This is a genomic window from Terriglobia bacterium (assembly GCA_032252755.1).
Taxonomy (GTDB): domain Bacteria; phylum Acidobacteriota; class Terriglobia; order Terriglobales; family Acidobacteriaceae; genus JAVUPY01.
On sequence record JAVUPY010000022.1, the window covers coordinates 1 to 18,974 of the forward strand.

An 18,974-nucleotide genomic window follows, 5' to 3' on the forward strand; every position below is an offset into this window, starting at 1 on the left:
GATGAAGAAGATTGCCATCATCGGCGGCGGTATCACCGGCCTCTCGGCGGCGTTCTACCTCGAGAAGGAGCGCATTGCCGGCAAAGAGCTGGAGTACCGGCTGTTCGAAGCTTCTTCGCGGCTCGGTGGGTCGCTCTACTCGGAACGGGTCGACGACTGCCTGGTAGAGGCTGGGCCAGATTCGTTCCTGTCCGAGAAACCCGCCGCAGCAGTGCTCTGCAAAGAACTCGGGATTGATGGCGACCTGATCGGCTCGAACGACCACCTCCGCAGAACCTACATCGTCGTAAACAATCGGCTGATCGAGATGCCGGATGGCCTGATGTTCATGGTGCCAACGAAGATACTGCCGACGGCATTCTCGCCCCTGTTCTCGTGGGGAACAAAGATTCGAATGGCACGGGAGCTGTTCCATCCCCCGCGACCGATGGAGAAGGACGAGACCGTCGCGGAAATGGTCGAGCGGCACTTCGGGCAGGAAGTCGTTGATCGCCTCGCGGACCCGCTGCTCGCCGGGGTCTACGGCGGAGACTCGGCTTCGCTAAGCGCAAGGGCCGTCCTTCCGCGCTTCGTCGAGATGGAAGAGAAGTACGGTTCGTTGAGCCGCGCAATGCTAGCGGCGCGAAAACGTATGCGCGAGATGGCGAAGAATGCGCCGCCACGACCGCTGTTCACATCGCTCAGAAATGGAATGCAGGAATTGGTGGATACCGTCGTCGGGCGACTGACACGCGAGTGGATCCGGACTGGCGTTCGCGTCGACGCGGTTTCGAGGACGGAATGCCGGTGGAAGATCGAGAGCGATCAGGGTGAGGAGCAGTTTGACGCCCTCATCTTTGCGACGCCGGCGAACGTCGCCGGGAAACTTCTTGCACCGACGGACGCTCAACTCGGAGAGGATCTCGCTGCTACGCAATACAGTTCGTCGGCGACTTGCGTTTTGGGTTATGCAATGAAGGATCTCGCGAAGCTGCCGCCCGGATTCGGCTTCCTCGTTCCGCGCACGGAAAACCGGCGCATGCGCGCCTGCACCTTCGTCCACAACAAATTCTCCTACCGCGCTCCCGCAGATAAAGGTCTGCTGAGGTGCTTCCTTGGCGGAGCGAAGGAAGCTGCGACAGTCGAACTGAGCGAAGAAGTGATAACCTCAACGGTTTTGCGCGAGCTCAGAGAGGTCTTGGGACTTAAAGCGGAACCTCGCTTCGTTCGGATCTATCGATGGCGTGGAGCTATGGCACAGTACACGCCCGGTCACATGGCGCGGGTGGCACGCATCGAACAGACGGTTCGGAAGATTCCTAACCTCGCGATCGGCGGGAACGCGTTCCACGGGATCGGAGTGCCAGACTGCGTTCGGATGGGGAAAGAGGCAGCGGTGGCAGTTGCGCCTCAACTCGACCAACAGCCAGGCCTAATCTCAAGCTAGCGGAGCAGCGACCTGCCCAATCGTGGGTTACCCCCGCAACAAAGCCGTCCGTGGAGTGTGGTTCCTCAGGATGAGGATTGCCTGGAGAGGGTACAATCGACGCTTCAGTCCATCCACGATGCTTTTGCTGGATGGCTCAAACGGGCGGCGACTGGGCTGTGAACATCGAAGTGCAGGACTCGAAGCGCGAAACACTATTTGGGGAAGCGACGGCTCTCAGGAAACCTTCCGTTCCGACGAGTGTCCTGGTTTACCTGGTTGTATTTCTCAGCGCATTTCTACTGTTTCAGGTTGAGCTTGTAATAGCCAAGTACATTCTGCCCTGGTTTGGCGGAACTCCGGCGGTGTTCACCACGTGCATGCTGGTGTTCCAGATCTTGCTGCTGCTCGGCTACGGATACGCATTCATCCTTGAGTCGTACGCATCGCCGCGCGTGCAGATGGTGGTGCACGGCCTGGTAACCGCTTCGGCGTTCGGACTCCTTGTTTGGCAAGGGTCTGCCTGGCACGTACCACTTCTACCCGACCAACGACTGCGGCCGCCCGATAGCCTGTTTCCGATCTGGCACATCTTCGTAGTCTTACTCCTGAGCGTCGCGTTGCCGTTCTTTCTGCTCTCAACCACAGGACCTCTTCTCCAGGCCTGGTGGGGACGAATGAATAACGGCCTGCCTTACAAGTTGTACGCTCTGTCAAATGCAGGTTCGGTGATCGCACTGCTGACATATCCAGTACTTTTCGAGCCACACTCTACCCTGAGAACACAAGCCGTTTGGTGGTCAGTGAGTTTCCTGCTGTTTGGCTGTGGCGCAGTTACGGTCGCATGTATTGCGGCGCAGTATCCGGTCTTCCGCCCCTCGCAGTCAGCCGACACAGAGCATAAGCCAAGCTGGAGACGCAAACTCGTTTGGCTCCTGCTGTCATGTTGTGGCTCAATTCTCTTCCTGGCGACGACGAATCAGATCTGCCAGGAAGTTGCTGTGGTGCCTTTTCTGTGGGTGCTGCCGCTCTCGTTATACCTGCTTTCGTTTGTCCTCTGTTTCGGAGTCGAAAGGCACATTTCGCGGGGACTTTGGGTATCGGTTTTGGCTACCGCCACAGTCGTGATAAGCGTTGCCCTGTATGAGCGAGGGATAAGTGTGCCAGTCCAGATCCTGATTTACTCTTTTGCGCTGTTTGCCGGGTGCCTGGTATGTCATGGCGAGTTGGTACGGGCGAAACCATCAACAAAATACCTGACCGGGTTCTATCTAAATCTGGCGGCCGGAGCGGCATTTGGCGCTGTTTGTGTTACGTTGATTTCCCCACTTATTTTCGAAGGTTATTGGGAATTTCACCTGGGGCTATGGTTATGTTGGGCCCTGCTTTGTGCCTTGTCGCTTCTGGACACGTCGTCGTGGATATATCTGCCGAAACCGCTGCTGCTTGCTTTCTGCGCCTTGACCGTATTTGCGGGGCCCCTCTGGGCCGCTTTGAAAACGAGCAAGGTCGGACTGGTAATCGGAATCGTTGCGATTGTCATTCTGCTCGGATTCCTCCTCTCCAGCAAAGCAACCTTATCTCCAGCGACTAAGCTGCGAGCGGCACTTTTTTCCGCGGCATTCACCCTGGTCCTTCTCGGCGCGATCCTGTTCTTCCCGGCAATCGGCTATCTCCACGGTGCGGTGGCGGTTTCGCGCAATTTCTACGGCGTACTCTCGGTGATGAAGAGTTTGAACGTTGCGTCGCCAGCTCTTTTCCTGAGGCATGGACGCACGCTGCACGGCTTTCAGTATGCGGACGCCTCGCAACGAATGTTGCCGACCGGGTATTACGGGCCGCAGAGCGGCATCGGCCTGGTGCTCCGCGACAGGATTAATGCAAGCCCGGCAAAGCCGTTGCGAATTGGGGTGATAGGTCTCGGTGTCGGTACCATCGCCGCTTATGCGCGCCGGGATGATTCAATTCGCTTCTACGAGATTAATCCCGACGTCGTCCGTCTGGCGTATTCGGGGCCGGAAAGACTATTCACGTACCTTCATGATTGCCACGGTCATGTGAGCGTGGTCATGGGCGACGCCCGCGTGTCGCTCGAGCGCGAACTTGCGCAAAAGCAGCCGGGCGACTTCGACGTCCTGGCAATCGATGCGTTCAGCGGAGACAACATCCCCGTTCACCTCCTGACCAGGGAGGCTCTCGCCGTTTATCTCCGCCACCTGAACTCGGCAACCGGCATTCTCGCGTTTCACATCAGCAACAGGTCTCTGGACTTGAGTCCGGTTGTGGCGGCACTCGCGGCGAGCGTCGGCAGAGAAGCCTGGCTGGTCGATTCCATGGATCCGGAAAATGGCCGAAGCGTATGGGTACTCGTCGGAAAATTTCCTGGTCCACTCTCAAGCGATATGGTCCCACTCAACGTGAAACCGGGGTTCCCGGTGTGGACAGATGATTACAGCAGTCTGTTCGCTGTGCTCCGCTAGTGCGCCTGCCTGACGCGTCGATTGCAGAACGTGAATCGAACAGGGGACACTCCTGGCATTTTGGACGGATGTCGAGGTCGCCATCTCGCACGCACCATACAGCGTGTCTGCAACTTCCGTTCCGGGTTCAGGCGAAATCACCTTCAGCTCTGCGGACCGAGGGGACGAGTGTGCCTTTCCGCAGCATCTGGCAGAGCACGGCAAGAGCGACTGCTGGAGGCAGAATGGAGTTCGTCAGGAAGGGCAGGCCGTCCACAACGGGATAGGGCTTCCACAATGTTTCGATGGAGACGGAGATTACAGGAAGCGCGAACATGGTGCCGAGGAGCGCGAGTGCGATCTGGCGCGCGAACTTGGAATAGGGATCGGCGGGCGAGGCCAGGATCAAAGTCACACAAGCTGGGAATAGCAGGATGTGGTTGTAGACCAGTGTGAAATGCGTGGGGATGAGGACCACGGTCAGTGCCAGTACCAGACTTAACGAGACCGACCAGTTGCTTGAAGAGATATCGGACTTACGCGAGCGCCACAACGCGAATATGCCAGCAGCCACGAGAAACAGGGTAAGGATGAGTCCGGCCCAGTGTCCGAGGAAATTCTGAAGCGGGAGGTCAGTGTCGGTGACCTGGCGGTATCCCTGGAGAGAGGCTCGCCAGTTGCCGAACCAGCCTGGGACGATACGTTCGGTCTCGAGCAGGAGAAGACTGAGCGTGATCGCGAACGCGGCGAAGAAGCGCCAGGCTCGGTGGAATAGAGACCAGAGGATGAGCCAGGCGATGATCGGTGCGGCGATTTGCGGCTTAACCGTAGCGATGGCGAGCAGGATTGCAGCGAGTATTGGCCAGTTGCGCCGCAAGCAGACGCAGGCGAGGAAGATGAGGGCGGCGACCAGAAGGGTTGGTTGTTGGAAACGGGCTCCCCAGACGACGGGCCAGTTGATGATGGCGAGAACGGTAATGATGGTGATTTGGGTGCGAGTGATGCTGGGGTGAAAGGTGCGCAGATACATCAAAACGCTGAGGAGCAGAAGGGCCAAAGAGGTTGCGAGAAAGACAGTGCGCGCGGCCTCCCATGAGAAATGCGCGATCGGGGCGAGGAGCAGCACGATGTGCGCAGGATAGAGGAAGCCTTGCCGGGCGACGCCTTGGTCGTGGGGGCGAGGCGGGTAGTGGTCGTATTCGGCGGCGAGGATGTCGCGCAAAACTTCGGTGGAGTACGGATCTTTACCCGCGAGAGCAGCGCGAGCCCCTACCCAGCGCTGGACGAGGTCAGAGTAGGTAGGGGGTATTCGCCGATTGAAGATGTGGATGTGCCAGAGAGGGCAAAAGATCAGTACCAGGAGAATGGCAGCGAGCCATTTCGAACCGCCAGCGTTCGGGGCAGACGCGGCGACCGACGATTGCTGGGGAACAGGTGCTTGCAGATCGGTTGGCACGAGTGGCTCCTGAGGTCCTTGGCGCCATCATAACTGCAATGTGTTGACATCGGGGAGTCGGTAAGGCGAAACCCCAACCCATTTCCATCGATCAAAAGACGAGAGGGCTTACACATTCACACCGACCGCGTGGACGAACCGACGCTTGTACACTAATAATTGAGCCAGTATTGTGATCGTCAAAGAAAGCGACTAGATAGGGTTAGTGTGTTCCTACGGCGCTCGTCACGGCGGCGTTGTGTGACTTCGTGATTACGAGCGGTACAGCGGAGCCGATATACAGCAGGATTGCGATTGGCCCAAGAATGCCGGTTCCGCCGATCATAACTGTGCTTTCGAGCGCCCCACCAAAAATTGCGCCGATGAGATTCACGCCAAGAGCCTGATTTGCATTTGTGGACTCGCTCAGGCTGCGAGAGAACACGATTCCGGAAAAGAAGACTGGGACCGCGGTGATCGCTCCTGCGACAAGCATGCGTATCCCAAGCGAGAGCGAATTCAGTTCTGCGTATGGAAAGATGGTGGTCAACATCGCTGTCAGGATCAAAGCGGCATAGGCAACTGGGACGAGGATACGCCATTTCATGACCAGGAGGTTACTTAACAGCGCCATACATAAAAAGGCGGCGATGACGACCGAATTTACGGCCCAAGTCGAACCAAACAGAAGCGACAACTCTGTTACGCCCTTCGTTTCGAGCAGCAAGAATCCCGCACCGAGAAGGAAGAAATGAACGTTCATCCCCGTCACGCCGCCCTGCATCGAAACCAGCTTTCTCACGGCAATAAAGCTCGCGATCAGAACCAGCACGAGAACCGACCAGACTGGCCATGGAATGCGATGTTTCGGCAAGTAGAGAAACGGCCAGGAATCACTCGCGATGCCAAAGTTCCACTGGTCGGCCCACTTCGTAATCTCTCGATAACCGGCGACGTTGGATTCCTGGGCGGCTCCCTCTACAAAAACGACGCCGGAGCTATCGTAGCCCGTGTCATAGGCGCGCGGTTTTGTGCCGAACGCCGCTTCCAAAGTCCGAAAAATCCTTAGCGTTACGTTCGATTCGCCACTGGCGAAAGCGAGAATGAGCGAGCCGCCTGGCTTTAAAAGAGCCCGTGCTTCCTCGAAGCTCTCCTTCGTGTACACGTAGTTGTCCAGTCGCAAGCTCGAGAAACTGCTGAACATCGTGTGCGAATCAAGATAGCCAAAGAGGATCAGATCGTACTTGTGACGCGTTTGCTTGAAAAATGCCCGTGCGTCGTTGACGTGTGCCGTAACCCGCGGCGAGTCGTATGGGTGCTCCGGGTGGAAGCGCTTGCCCAGCTTAAGAATTATAGGATCGATTTCAACCGCGTCGACGTGGTCGGCTCCGTTTCTCAGGGCGGCAGCCACATCGTTGCCAGTTCCTGCTCCAACAATCAGTACGTCCTTTGATCGTGGTGCCAGTTTGAAGGGCAAATCGTAACTTGCTGTGGCGCTTCGGTTCGGTTCCAGGTCGGGATGGCGGGCGAGGAAGTCTTTCGACAGATTCAGAATCTTCTGATGGTAATCGTAGTTAACGCTGAGTATGTCATATGCCGGTGCGGTGTCGCCGGACGGAACTTCACCGGGAGTCAGCAGAATGTGGTAATACGGCGACCAATACTCCTTTACGTGCGGTCGGAACGAAGTGGCGGTGAGGACTACCGTAAATGTCAGTAATCCCATCGCAACATAAGACTTCGGTAGCAGGGGTAACAGGAGAAGAAAACCGATCATTAACCAGACCCACGGCGGGCTACCCAGGAACGAAACAAGTGTGAACAGCGCGATTCCCGCGAAGCTTCCGAAGAGATTGATCGCGTATGCGCGAAGTGGGCGAGGCTCTTCGGCCATGTACTGACCGACCATCCCACCTAAAGGTACAAAGAAGCGTACGACGAGATAGAGGAAGGCCCCGACGAATACAAAGTACGAAACGGTGCCCATAACACCGCCCTCGAAGTAGTTGTTCCAGATGCCGTAGTCATTGTTTGGCAGCCCAAAGTGATTTCTGCCCGTCTGCGTGCAGATCCAGATCATCAGGAAGAAGAACGTGGCCAGACCCGCGAAAGGACGCCTGAGGCGCTCGGTACGACTACCGAGAATCATTCCCATCCCGATTCCGAGGAAAGTGGCGATTAAAGGAAGATTCTTCAGGTACGCGAAAGTCCTGATTTCGGTCGAAAGATAGCGAATGACCAGGAGCTCGAAATAGAGGGCCAAGAAACTGGCCAGAAACAACCGCCGGCCGAGTTCAGCGCGGTGGGCGGAGGAACTCGCAAGTGAGGCGCCTGCGGAAGGTGTTTCAAGCTGGGTCGAACCCATCTTCACCTCTCACAAAATCATGAGATTTCTTTCTGGGCCAGTTCGACGGGGGAGAGCTACCAAACCAGTTCTGAGGAGAGTCACATTTTCTGTGGCAATTGTCTAGTTTATTACATCGTTAGTTCTGTTCTCCTGCTCGTCTGCGTCTCCCTATTGACAAGACAAAGAACAAGTCAACTCCGCACCAACCAATTCCAATGAACCGTCTGAGTATCTGCGCGACCGGGGTCCGAAAATCGAAATTGTCGAAAGTGTAGTGAAAGATGACGACGAGAATGATCGCTACTCCTCGAAGGCCATCCAATTCGGGTATTCGCCTATTCACGGCTCCGTGAAACCTCGTCTCTGTTCCGGGTGCTAGCTGCTCAGCCAGTCAGACCGCCACGGCTCGAATACTTGTCCCTAATATTCTAATTGTCCTTCAGAATGAACTCAGTAACGGTTACATCATCGAAAACCCCAATTGGCCTACTCGAGTAGGAACCGGATGTGTGCTCAGCAACCCAGCGGATTGTGCCCTTCGAACCGATATAGGTCAGCAGTAGAAATCGTCGTCGCTCAGGAACACTAGTTTGCAGGAATGAGTCTACTTGACGCTTCGTTTCCGAAGTGACTGATCTGGGTAAGGGAACTACTCGCGACGAAACATGGTAATAGCTTAAGGGAGCAAACGCGGGGTCGTGGTATGGATCCTGCGGCATTCGTCTGAAGTTGGATTCGGCAAAATCACTACAGATCAACAACGGAGCACCGTCCCGGTGGGCAGTTGCATCGGCTACACCCAGGGCCTCCTTCCAACTGTAGAAGTGCGGAGCATGCGTTGTGAACTTGTAGGGTGAAATGCCCGCGAACAGAAATAAAAGACAGGCAAGCAAGCGGAAGATTTTCGAATCGATTCTGTTGAACAGGTAACCACAGCACAGCGCAACGCCCGGCACAGCCATCAGAGTGTAACGGTACACAAAGACGTTCAGGCTCGTCCATCTACTGACCGCAAAAAGGATCCCCAGAGGAATGGCACATAACATCAGACAAATTGTCCCGGTTGAAAAGAGGGATTTGTCTTCGTTCACCGCGACATGTCCACCCGCCGCGATTATAAGAAACAGAGACACAAAGCTCAGGAATGGAAGACCATTAAGGACGTAAGCGATTTGGAATACGCGGGGCTTCGGCGCGAAGACGATTTGCCCGATTTGTCCACCCGCGTGAAATAGGTCGACGATTGCTGGCAGGACTGGAATCGTTAGTAAAATAAGAACGACCCCTGCGATAGATAACTGTTTCCTAAATAGATTGGCGTCGCTCGGCTTCGCGGTGATAGCCAGCAGAACCGCCAATGGCAGTGTCATCAGTACAAACAGGTAGTGGAAGTAGAAGAGTCCGGCAATGAAAACCCCCAGCCACACGGCATAGCGAAGCTGGTTTGTACGTGTCCATTGCAGCAACACAAGAACACAAAGCGAGAGGTCCAGCACTGCGAATGCATATGGTCTTGCGTCGCTGGCCGCGTTAACAACGATCGGGTTGAGGCAGAAACTGATCGTCGCAAAGAGCGCAGCATCGTGATCAAAGAAGAACCGTGCTATTCGGAAGATTACTAGTGCGGCTCCCAACATTGCCAAGATCGAAGGAATCCTGAGTGTAACCTCAGCGATGCCGAAAACCTGCGACCAAGCCCAAAGAATGTAGTTGTACGCGGGAAATAACACCCCCCGCCTCGCCCAAACCTGCGCCGCCCCAGCGCTAATCTGCCAATACGTGGCGGTTTCATCTAACCATAAGGGAGCGGCAATTGAGGTGAACCAGACGAGGATCGAAACAGCAACCGCCGGCATGTAAAGTGCGTCGGTTGCATTCTTCAAATGACGCGAACGGCCTGCGAGGCGTGGTTTTGCAGCAGTAGGAACCGGCATAGAGGTGAGGTGAAAGTCACGTTAGCACGAATCCTCCGCTAGGAACCACTCTGATCAATCGTCCCTCAGTTCGGACGATTGAACTCTACCGGGCCTGAGTGCCCAACTATCTAGCGTTTTGTTCACGCATACGGGGGTTGAGGAAGGAGTCCCAGTTGCCGCCGAGGAGTTCGAGCGCGTAGTACCAGCCCGGTATAAAAGTTGCCCAGAGAATGGGTACCCTGTGGCGTGGTTCGAAGGCGACGATGAAGTAATAGCTGACGGGAAACAGGACGAGCCACATCAGGAGGTAAGTACAGGCCGGCCGGTTTGTATTCCAGAGCTTCCAAAGTCCTCCGAAGCTCAAAGCCGTGAGTATCCAGGTCATGATGAGTCCGGGGGGGATGCTTGTCAGGGACTGGCCGGGATCCCAGGGGAACCAAAAGGCGGCAAAGCGTTCCGCGGATAAAGTTGCGAATCGGACTGGGTTGCGGCGAAGCCAGGTAAGGAATTCCTGGAGTCTCTGGTGGTTGTACTCGATTTCGCCGAGCGCGCGGACGCGTTGTGCCTGCTCAAGGCTTTGGGTTGGATGATTCCTGGCGTAGCATCCATCGGCCAGGTTCGTGTGCAAGGAGTAGCTTGCGCAGGAATTGTTGGCCGTCGCCAACTCGAGTCCGAGATTGCCACGAATGAAAACGAACTTGTGGAACACCGCGTAGTTTCGAACGAGCCACGGAGTCACCATGAATATGGGAATGAGGGCGAGGGCGATAAGGGCGCGGGTTGAGATTCGCCGGTAGGAGCGAATCCACAACAGCCAAAACGGCAAAATGATTATGACGACGGGGGTAAACAGGAGGAGGAGTCCCCAGAGAAGGCTCATGGCCCAAATCTGTCGATTGCCTACGGGCGCGCCTTTGTCCTTCAAGCTACTCAGGGCAAGCAGGATCAGCATGAGGCCGACGTAATTGACTTCCCATAGGGGAGAGGCGAAGTCGCCGGTGAGGAAAACAAGCGCAGCGAGGAGGCCGGCGATGGGCGGGAGTCCGAGCCGAATTGCGAGATAGGGTAAGAGTGCCAATTGCAGGGCAAATACAAGGGCTGTCAGCCAGGCAAGTACCGAGGCGCCCAGAGGGCCATCGCCAAATACTCTGAAAATGGAGGCGACGACGAACGGGAAACCGGGGGCGAGGTGGGCCGAGGGTCCAGTTTCGAGGGCTTGAAACGGGCTGGAAAACTTACCCTCGCGTGACAAATGCTCGGCGACTTCGAGCGCTTCGAAGCCGGAGTGTTGGAGATTGGGCTGGCTCTTCTGACCCTGGACATTCCGGGCGACGGAGTCTGGACGAAGGCTGAAGAGCGTTGCGAAGAAAACGAGGACAACAACCAGGAGAAGATCGTACCTGCGCAATATGAGAGAAAGTTTCAAGGTAGTGAGGTGGATCAAAGATACCGGAAGCCGGACTCGATTGCCAAAGAATGTGGTGGATGAGTGGAATTGGCCCGTGCAGCCGGGTACGACGCAAGAGCAAACATGATTGCGTTTCGCGTCAGTTTGTGGTGATACTGCGATTGTGAATTCCAGGTCGGATCATCGGATCAGATCGGTGTTGAAGCGCATACTCGCGGTGTCGTTGGTAGTAGGCAGCATTGTTCTACTTGGGGTGGGTCTCCGAAGCGAGTCGGGAGCGCCGTATAACCGGGACTTCATTGCGTACTGGACTGCGGGTCAACTGCTGGTTCATCACCAGAATCCTTATTCGGATTCGGGGGTGCTAGCTCTGGAGCGGGAGTCCGGCTATCGGCTGGCAGTACCCTTGATTATGCGTAATCCGCCTTGGGCGCTACCGCTAGTCGTGCCGCTTGGGTACGTCAGTGCGTACGTCGGCGTGCTGGGATGGATACTGGCGATTGTGGCATCGATTGTGGTGGCGGTGCGCCTGCTCAAAGTTGTCAATGGGAATCCGGATTCGCAGGACCATTTACTTGCCTATTGGTTCGCCCCGGTTTTGGCATGCGTTACGCTTGCGCAAACCTCCCCGTTTGCCTGTCTGGGGCTGGTGCTGTTTTTGTACTGGAGAAACGACCGGCCATTTGCCGCAGGATTAGCTGCTTCCATCATGCTGATCAAGCCGCACCTGTTCGTTCTGTTCTTCCTGGTGATGCTAATTGAGACTGTGGCTACAAGAAGCTATCGCCGGATTTATGGGATCCTGACCGGGTTCATCCTCGCCATCTCTGTTCCACTGGCTTACGACCATTCGGTATTGTCCCAATATTTCATTCGGAGCCGGGTTTCCCAAATCGGGGAAGAGTTTATCCCCTCATTGCCGGGGCTGTTGAGGATGATGATCGCTCGACAGGCTTTCTGGGTCCAGTTTGTGCCGATCGCAATCGCGTCGGTTTGGGCGGTTTGGTACTACCAGCGACACAGGGGCCACTGGGAATGGAATCGCGAAGGACTTATGCTCGTCCTGGTATCGGTTTGGGCGGCGCCTTATAGTTTATTGGTTGACGAGGTTGTCCTGCTGCCGGCAGTTGTGGCCGCCATCTACTTCACTGGCGGGGACGGACGACCGAACAAGGCAACGATTACGGTCTTCTTCATCTTGAATGGGATCGCGTTTGTGCTGCTATTCGCGCAGGTCTCGATTATGTCGGGTGCTTACATCTGGACCAGCACAGCGTGGGTCGGGTGGTATCTGTATGCAACCAGGCCCACCGCACGCTTCGCGGTGGCCCGCAGCAGTTCCTGACCGGTTTTCTCTATCGGACCAACCCCGGGGTTAATAGATTCGTCCTACCATCTGTCGTCGCTGAAGCGACTCGAGTGCGCTCCGGAGTTCGTTCCCCCGCAGTGACGCGCGGGCTATTTCCTCGAAGCCCTTTCAGGATTGAGGCCCGAAGTCATGCGGCGGAGCGGCACAGGTAGGTGGGGCTCTTGACGGTAGAAGTCGGTGATCTGAGGTTGGAGGGGACAGAGGGTGCGCTGGTGCTGGCGGCGGGTTTAGCTATCCTGTCTGCCGTCAAACTGGGCAGCGTCGGTGGTCTGAGCGGTGGGGGGCTAATTATCGCGTCACTGCTATTACACGAGTTGGGGCATCTTGCGATGGCTCAAGCACTTGGCGTGCGAGTAAAGGCGATCGGGATGTGCCTGAAGGGCGCCTATCTTCGGCGACAGCGATCACCCCGGGCGAGAAATGAGCTGCTGATCGCGGCGTCGGGGCCGCTGGCGAATCTGGTCCTGTACTTCTGGTTGAGGGATGGTGACCTTGTGCTGCAGTGGGTTGCGCTGATGAATCTGGTGCTTGCAGGATCGAACCTGATCCCGATTCCGGGCACGGATGGTGCGAGAATCCTTGAGTCGGTGAGAGATTTAGGTGGAAGGAATCAAGAATCCTAATCCGTACAAACCCAACTACCCCACCCAATCCAAAACAGGGCTTGGATGGGGCAACCGGCAAGCGGCAATCCGCCATCCGCAAAATGTAGCTACCCCACCCGGAAACCACCGAAGAACCGAAAGTAACGCACCGGAATTACCTTCCAGTTACTTTTGATTTCCCCGAAATTTAGAGTTACAGCAATTTTCTAATTGACTTACGGCGCGGTTCACGCCAACATGCCTGAACAGCTCTCCCCCCGAGAACAGCCCAATTTCCAAGGGTTCCCAAATTTGGAAGCCGTACCCTAACTACGCAAGGAGGAGAATCTCTCAATGAGCCGCATGATGGAAGTGCTTCGTGGTTTACACAAAGATGAGTCCGGTCAGGACTTGATCGAATACGCTTTGATTGCCGCGTTGATTGCGTTTGCTGCGATCGCCGGAATGAGTAGCCTGGCGAGTTCGCTTAATGTTGCGTTCTCGAAGATTGGCAGCAAAGTGAGTGCCAACATCACGTAACCGTATGGCCTGTGAGGGGGGCCGCGAGGTCCTCCTCCTACAAAATTGGATTGAAGATGCTCGTAGAGAAAGCGATTCTCGCGAGCACTATTTCGGAGGGGTTGTTCATGAGCCGCATGTTGAAAGTGCTTCGTGGTTTACACAAAGATGAATCCGCCCAGGACTTGATCGAATACGCTTTGGTTGCCGCGTTGATTGCGTTCGCTGCGATCGCCGGGATGAGTAGCTTGGCGAGTTCGATCAATGTCGCATTCTCGAAGATCGGCAGCAGGGTGAATGCCTATATAGGGTGAATGCCTATATTACGTAATCGCAGAGCACAAGATGGGCGGAGGATTGTGAAATCCCTCCATTATTCGGTGCATGATTCTGACTTTTGGGTTTTAAATGTATCTATTAGCGGGAGCGCTACTGGTTGCCTGTATTGGAGCGATCTGGGATGTTCGGACATATCGCATCCCAAACGTCGTGACCTATCCCGCTATTTGCTTGGGCATTCTTGCCCATCTATTCGTGGAAGGGCCGAAAGGGCTGATTTGGGGAGTTTTGGGTTTCCTGATCGGCGGCGGAATTTTCTTCTTCCTTTACCTTCTGAAGACAATGGGCGCAGGCGACGTGAAATTGATGGCCGCCGTGGGCGCGTTTGCTGGGCCGTCGAAGACTCTCGAAATCGCGCTGTATTCGGCCGTCGCCGGCGGTGTGCTTGCGGTGGCGGTGGCGCTGTACAAGCGCCGGTTGCGGCGCACATTTGGCAATGTATGGGACCTGGTCCGGTTCCATGCCGCGGTAGGGGCGAGCGCGCATCCGTCGCTGAACCTGGACAACCCGGAGGCGGCACGTTTCGCCTACGGTGTTGCGATTTTCGCGGGTACACTGTTCGTGTTCGTGAACTTCGTATTCGTGAACAAAGTTGGGTAGGGGAAATTTATGGATAACCGTCGAATAGCAATTGCGTTGGTGATTGCGCTGGTTGTTTCCGCAGGCGCGACGTTTCTTTTCTACTCCAAGGTCCGGAAGCAGCGCGACGCACAGCCGAAGACAACGAAGATAGTCGCGGCAAAGGACGTTCTTCGGGGCGGCACGCAGCTTTCGGCGGACAACGTCGTCCTGATCGACTGGCCCGCAAATCTTGCGCTGCAGGGTTCGTACACGAAGATCGAAGACGTGGTCGGGCGTCCGCTGATACAGCCGGTCGCAGCGAACCAGCCGATCCTGGAGAGTGTGCTTGCGCAGCCGGGTTCCGGGCTTGGGCTGACGGTTCGAATTCCAGAAGGGATGCGAGCTGTTTCTGTCTCATCCAATGCCGTCGTGGGAGTTGCGGGATTCCTGTATCCGGGGTCGCATGTCGATGTGCTGGTGACTTACAGGCCGCCGGACGAACAGAACCCGATTACGCAGACGGTTCTGCAGAACGTCGAGGTATTGTCGGCGGGCCAGAAGATTGAGCCGGATCCCCAGGGAAAACCTGAAACAGTGAACGTGGTGACGCTGCTGTTGAATCCCGTGGATTCGGAGAAATTGGTGCTGGCTACGAGCCAAGGCAGCATCCAGTTCGCGCTGCGAAACGGTGTGGATACGACGAGCACAACGACTCCGGGGATTGGAGTTGCGGAACTGATGACCGGGAAGCCGAGACCAAAGCCGCCAGTTCGTGTGGCGAAGCAGGTGAAGCCCAAGAATTTCTATGTAGTGGAAACGATCAGTGGAACGACGAAGTCGACTGAAAAATTCGAAGAGCCAAGATAGCGAAAGGTCGCTTGACGATGCGAAACGTGACAGCTTTGCGGTTCTGGTTTGCACTCTCTCTGGTGATCGTGCTGGGTTTGCAAGCATTAGGACAGCAGCAGCCTGCGGCGGGAGCTACGCAAGCTCCTGTCGCAGAGTCAACCCAGACTTCGGCTACAGCTTCGGCCGAGGCCCAAACATTGCACATACTGGCGGGGCGTTCCGTTATTGTGAACACTCAGGCGAGGCTGAAGCGGATTCTGGTCAGCAATCCTGCAGTAGTCGAAACGACTACGGTCAGTCCCACGCAACTGGTTATCACCGCCAAAGTTCCGGGCACAGCCAGCCTGGTCCTTTGGGATGAAACGGGCAGGGCGAGAATTCTCGATATCAATGCCAATGTGGATGTTGCTGCTCTGCGTGAAGCTCTGCAGGAGGCATACCCGAACGAGGACATCCGCGTCGAAGCGGATCAGGGTCGCGTGATTCTGAGTGGTAAGGCCAGTACCACTGCTGTTTCGGAAGGAGCAGTCAAGTTAGCATCCACGTATTCGCAGTCGGTGGTGAACTCGTTGATCATTCCACCGCCGCCGCATGCGAAAGAAATCATGCTGAAGGTGCGATTCGCCGAAGTAGATCGGTCGAAGGCGCAGCAGCTAGGGCTGAATATCTTTAGCCTCGGGGCCGCTAATACGATCGGCAGTGTGACGACGCAGCAGTTTGGTCCGCCGGCCATCACAATGACAGGGGGCACCAATCAGAATCAAATCCAGACTACATTCAGCGATCTGCTGAACCTCTTCGTGTATCGGCCAGACATTAACCTTGGCGCGACGATCAAGGCTCTAGAGGCCAAGAATATTCTTCAAATATTGGCGGAGCCAAATCTACTGGCTAGAAGCGGAGAGAAGGCGAGCTTCATAGCGGGTGGAGAATTCCCATATCCAGTCGTACAAGGTACCGGAACGCAAGGCGGTGCGTTGGCTGTGACGATCCAGTTTCGTCCTTATGGCGTGAAACTGGACTTTACGGGAACGGTGAACCCGGACAACACGGTCCGACTCAAGGTGGCTCCAGAAGTGAGCACACTGGATTACGCAAACTCCCTCACGTTTCAGGGCTTCGTCGTTCCAGCCATCTCAACTCGGCGCGCCGAAACCGACGTGGAACTAAAGGATGGTCAGAGTTTCGGTATCGCGGGCCTGCTGGACAACCGGACAACCGTCCAGATGAGTAAGATTCCGGGAATAGGCGACATTCCGATACTCGGGACGTTATTCAAGTCGCGGAATATAAGTAAGAGCAATACGGAATTGGTCGTCATCGTAACGCCCGTGATCGTAGATCCCATTCATGGTCCTGTTGAAGTTCCCGCGACCCCGAAGGGTCCGTTTAGCAATCTTGACGTTCCGAAGTACGATGACGCGGTAACCGGGCACAAACCGGGAAATAACGGGCAGCAGAACAAACAATAAACAGAACTACAGGCGAAGGAGCCTCCTGGTGGCTGGCAATCAGCGGAAGTTTCAAATTGCAACCATTTCACTCGATCCGGAGACGCTGGATCGGCTCGGTCAGTTGGCGAATGGAGCGTCGTATTCGCTCCTCGCGCCCATACATCATTACGCCGCCGACGCCAATGATCTGATCTTGCTAGAGAATCTCCGCAGGACCCCTCCGGATATCTTTGTGGTCGATTTTGACGCGAATACGGATCGCGCTCGGCGGACGGTCCACCAGATCCGAGACGTGCTGCCCGCGTCTGTTGTCTTCGCGGCGTCATCGAAGTCTGAACCTGAACAGATTATCAGCGCTATGCGCAGCGGCTGTTCGGAGTATCTTGTTAAGCCTCTTGACGAAGGCCGTTTCAAGCAGGCGATGGGAGAATTTGAACGACTGCGGCGCGAACAGGTTACGCCGACGCGCAAGGCGACGATGGTTACGCTTCTTGGCGTGAAGGGCGGTGTCGGAGTGACCGCGCTCGCGGTCCATTTGGCGACCTTTGCCGCGCGCATGAACGGTGGCCGCACGCTGCTTATCGATCAGCACCCCGATCTCGGCGATGTCTCGGTTTACCTTGGAATGGGACAGCAGCACCATCAGTACCACTTCTATGAACTAGTTGCGAACGTACACCGACTCGACGAAGAGCTGCTCCAGGGTTTTGTGCTCCGGCATGAGAGTGGATTGCAGGTGCTCAGCTCGCCGGACGCATTCGACACGATGAAGCTAACTGCCGGTGCGTCGATTGATAGCGCGTTGGAGACACTGCGCGGGATGTATGAAATCATTGTTATAGATTGCGCGCCCGGCCTAACCCGATTCAATGTCTCGTGTGTCGACAAATCCGACAAGGTTTGCCTGATCACTACCCCCGAGGTCCCCTCCGTCCGTAATCTGGCGCGATACCTCGATCATCTGGGACGATTTAACTGTCCGGAGGACAAAATCGATGTCGTGATTAACCGCGACTCGAAGCGCAACGCCATTTCCCGACAGCAGGTCGAAAAGGCGATTAAGCGATCGGTAAATATTGCGATACCAAACGACTACAATGAACTGATTGAAGCGATCAACACGGGCCGGCCGCTGCTTCCGGATGGTGGCTCGGATCTCGTAACGAGTATTCGCAACTGGGCGCAGTCGTTGTCCTCCGGCAGCGCGGCAACGGCGAAGGCTCCCGTGAAGAAGCGCTTCGGCATTCTAGGAATTTGAAGTACGGGGGAGTTCGATGGCAACTGGACGGGAAATGTCCGTAGTGGGTGGTACCGGACGAGAGTCTCTTGGGGTAGCGCGGGACATGGCTCCGCAGGCCTATCAGGAACTCAAGTCGTCGCTGCACCGCGATCTACTGAACAAGATCGACCTGGAGAAATTGATGTACCTCCAGGATTCGCGTGCCCGCACGCAGATATTGGGACTAATCCAGGAGTTGGTTGGAACGCTCAACGTTCCGCTGAGCGCTGTCGAACGCGACCGGTTGTCCCGCGAGGTTCTGGACGAGGTATTTGGACTCGGGCCCCTGGAGCCCCTTCTGCAGGACAGGACCATCAATGACATCCTGGTAAATTCCTGTCGCGATGTGTACGTGGAGCGCAGCGGACTTTTAGAGCGCACAAACGTCAGCTTCAAAGACGATCAGCACCTGATGCACATTATCGACAAGATCGTCACCGGCGTCGGTCGTCGTGTTGACGAGTCTTCGCCGATGGTGGATGCCCGACTGCCTGATGGCTCCCGCGTAAACGTGATCATTCCGCCTCTCGCGATCGACGGTCCGGTGCTTTCGATCCGCCGTTTCGGAACGGTTCCGCTAGAAGCCGAAGACCTGATCGCGAACAAAACCCTGACCCCGCAGATGCTGGAGTTGTTGCGGGGTGCCGTGAAGGCGCGCATCAACATCGTGATCTCCGGTGGAACCGGCGCCGGCAAAACGACTTTTCTAAACGTGCTGTCCAGTTTCATCTCGGATAAGGAACGCATCGTCACGATTGAAGACTCCGCCGAATTGCAGTTGAAGCAGGAACATTGTGTCCGGCTGGAATGCCGTCCGCCGAACGTCGAAGGCAAAGGCGCCGTGCGCCAGCGTGAACTCGTTATCAACTCTTTGCGTATGCGCCCGGATCGCATCATCGTCGGCGAAGTCCGCGGCGAAGAAGCGCTGGACATGTTGCAGGCAATGAATACGGGCCATGATGGATCGATTACTACGGTCCACGCCAACAGCCCCCGCGACGCCATTTCCCGTATGGAAACGATGGCGCTCATGGCGAACCTCAACCTCCC

Annotated in this window: 15 protein-coding genes; 11 read left to right on the forward strand and 4 right to left on the reverse strand. The window is 55.9% G+C overall.

Going from position 1 to position 18,974, the window contains the following annotated elements:
• Positions 1 to 1,426 (forward strand): protoporphyrinogen oxidase (hemG, locus tag ROO76_03930; GenBank protein MDT8067294.1); only part of this gene is annotated, 1,426 nt, incomplete at its 5' end.
• Between the two features lie 131 nt (positions 1,427 to 1,557).
• The gene (locus ROO76_03935; protein ID MDT8067295.1) at positions 1,558 to 3,885 is read left to right on the forward strand and encodes a hypothetical protein; all 2,328 of its coding nucleotides are present in this window, start codon (positions 1,558 to 1,560) and stop codon (positions 3,883 to 3,885) included.
• 127 nt (positions 3,886 to 4,012) lie between these two features.
• On the opposite strand, the gene ROO76_03940 is transcribed toward ROO76_03935, so the two are convergent.
• The 4 genes from ROO76_03940 to ROO76_03955 form a co-directional block, all read right to left on the reverse strand.
• Positions 4,013 to 5,320: a glycosyltransferase family 87 protein gene (locus tag ROO76_03940; protein MDT8067296.1), complete on the reverse strand. Its 1,308-nt coding sequence runs from the start codon at positions 5,318 to 5,320 to the stop codon at positions 4,013 to 4,015.
• A gap of 202 nt (positions 5,321 to 5,522) precedes the next feature.
• Entirely contained in the window at positions 5,523 to 7,664 is a 2,142-nt protein-coding gene (locus ROO76_03945; GenBank protein ID MDT8067297.1) for a methyltransferase domain-containing protein, read from the reverse strand.
• 410 nt (positions 7,665 to 8,074) lie between these two features.
• A complete protein-coding gene (locus ROO76_03950) occupies positions 8,075 to 9,529 on the reverse strand; it encodes a glycosyltransferase family 39 protein (protein ID MDT8067298.1) in 1,455 nt (484 codons plus the stop codon).
• A 157-nt stretch (positions 9,530 to 9,686) separates the two neighbouring features.
• Positions 9,687 to 10,988, reverse strand: coding sequence for a hypothetical protein (locus tag ROO76_03955; protein MDT8067299.1), 1,302 nt, complete (start codon positions 10,986 to 10,988; stop codon positions 9,687 to 9,689).
• A gap of 178 nt (positions 10,989 to 11,166) precedes the next feature.
• On the opposite strand from ROO76_03955, the gene ROO76_03960 reads away from it, so the two are divergent.
• The 9 genes from ROO76_03960 to ROO76_04000 all read left to right on the forward strand — a co-directional run.
• A complete protein-coding gene (locus tag ROO76_03960; GenBank protein ID MDT8067300.1) occupies positions 11,167 to 12,315 on the forward strand; it encodes a glycosyltransferase family 87 protein in 1,149 nt (382 codons plus the stop codon).
• A gap of 185 nt (positions 12,316 to 12,500) precedes the next feature.
• The gene (locus tag ROO76_03965) at positions 12,501 to 12,962 is read left to right on the forward strand and encodes a hypothetical protein (protein MDT8067301.1); all 462 of its coding nucleotides are present in this window, start codon (positions 12,501 to 12,503) and stop codon (positions 12,960 to 12,962) included.
• Between the two features lie 315 nt (positions 12,963 to 13,277).
• Positions 13,278 to 13,463 (forward strand): Flp family type IVb pilin, encoded by a 186-nt coding sequence (locus ROO76_03970; protein ID MDT8067302.1) that lies wholly within the window; start codon positions 13,278 to 13,280, stop codon positions 13,461 to 13,463.
• Between the two features lie 56 nt (positions 13,464 to 13,519).
• Positions 13,520 to 13,756 (forward strand): Flp family type IVb pilin, encoded by a 237-nt coding sequence (locus ROO76_03975; protein MDT8067303.1) that lies wholly within the window; start codon positions 13,520 to 13,522, stop codon positions 13,754 to 13,756.
• Positions 13,757 to 13,850: 94 nt separating this feature from the next.
• Positions 13,851 to 14,381: an A24 family peptidase gene (locus ROO76_03980; protein MDT8067304.1), complete on the forward strand. Its 531-nt coding sequence runs from the start codon at positions 13,851 to 13,853 to the stop codon at positions 14,379 to 14,381.
• 9 nt (positions 14,382 to 14,390) lie between these two features.
• Complete coding sequence (gene cpaB / locus ROO76_03985; protein ID MDT8067305.1) at positions 14,391 to 15,209, forward strand: Flp pilus assembly protein CpaB; 819 nt, start codon at positions 14,391 to 14,393, stop codon at positions 15,207 to 15,209.
• A gap of 26 nt (positions 15,210 to 15,235) precedes the next feature.
• Complete coding sequence (locus ROO76_03990; protein ID MDT8067306.1) at positions 15,236 to 16,663, forward strand: type II and III secretion system protein family protein; 1,428 nt, start codon at positions 15,236 to 15,238, stop codon at positions 16,661 to 16,663.
• 28 nt (positions 16,664 to 16,691) lie between these two features.
• The gene (locus tag ROO76_03995) at positions 16,692 to 17,903 is read left to right on the forward strand and encodes an AAA family ATPase (protein MDT8067307.1); all 1,212 of its coding nucleotides are present in this window, start codon (positions 16,692 to 16,694) and stop codon (positions 17,901 to 17,903) included.
• A gap of 85 nt (positions 17,904 to 17,988) precedes the next feature.
• Positions 17,989 to 18,974: CpaF family protein (locus tag ROO76_04000; protein MDT8067308.1), on the forward strand; the 986-nt coding region annotated here is incomplete at its 3' end.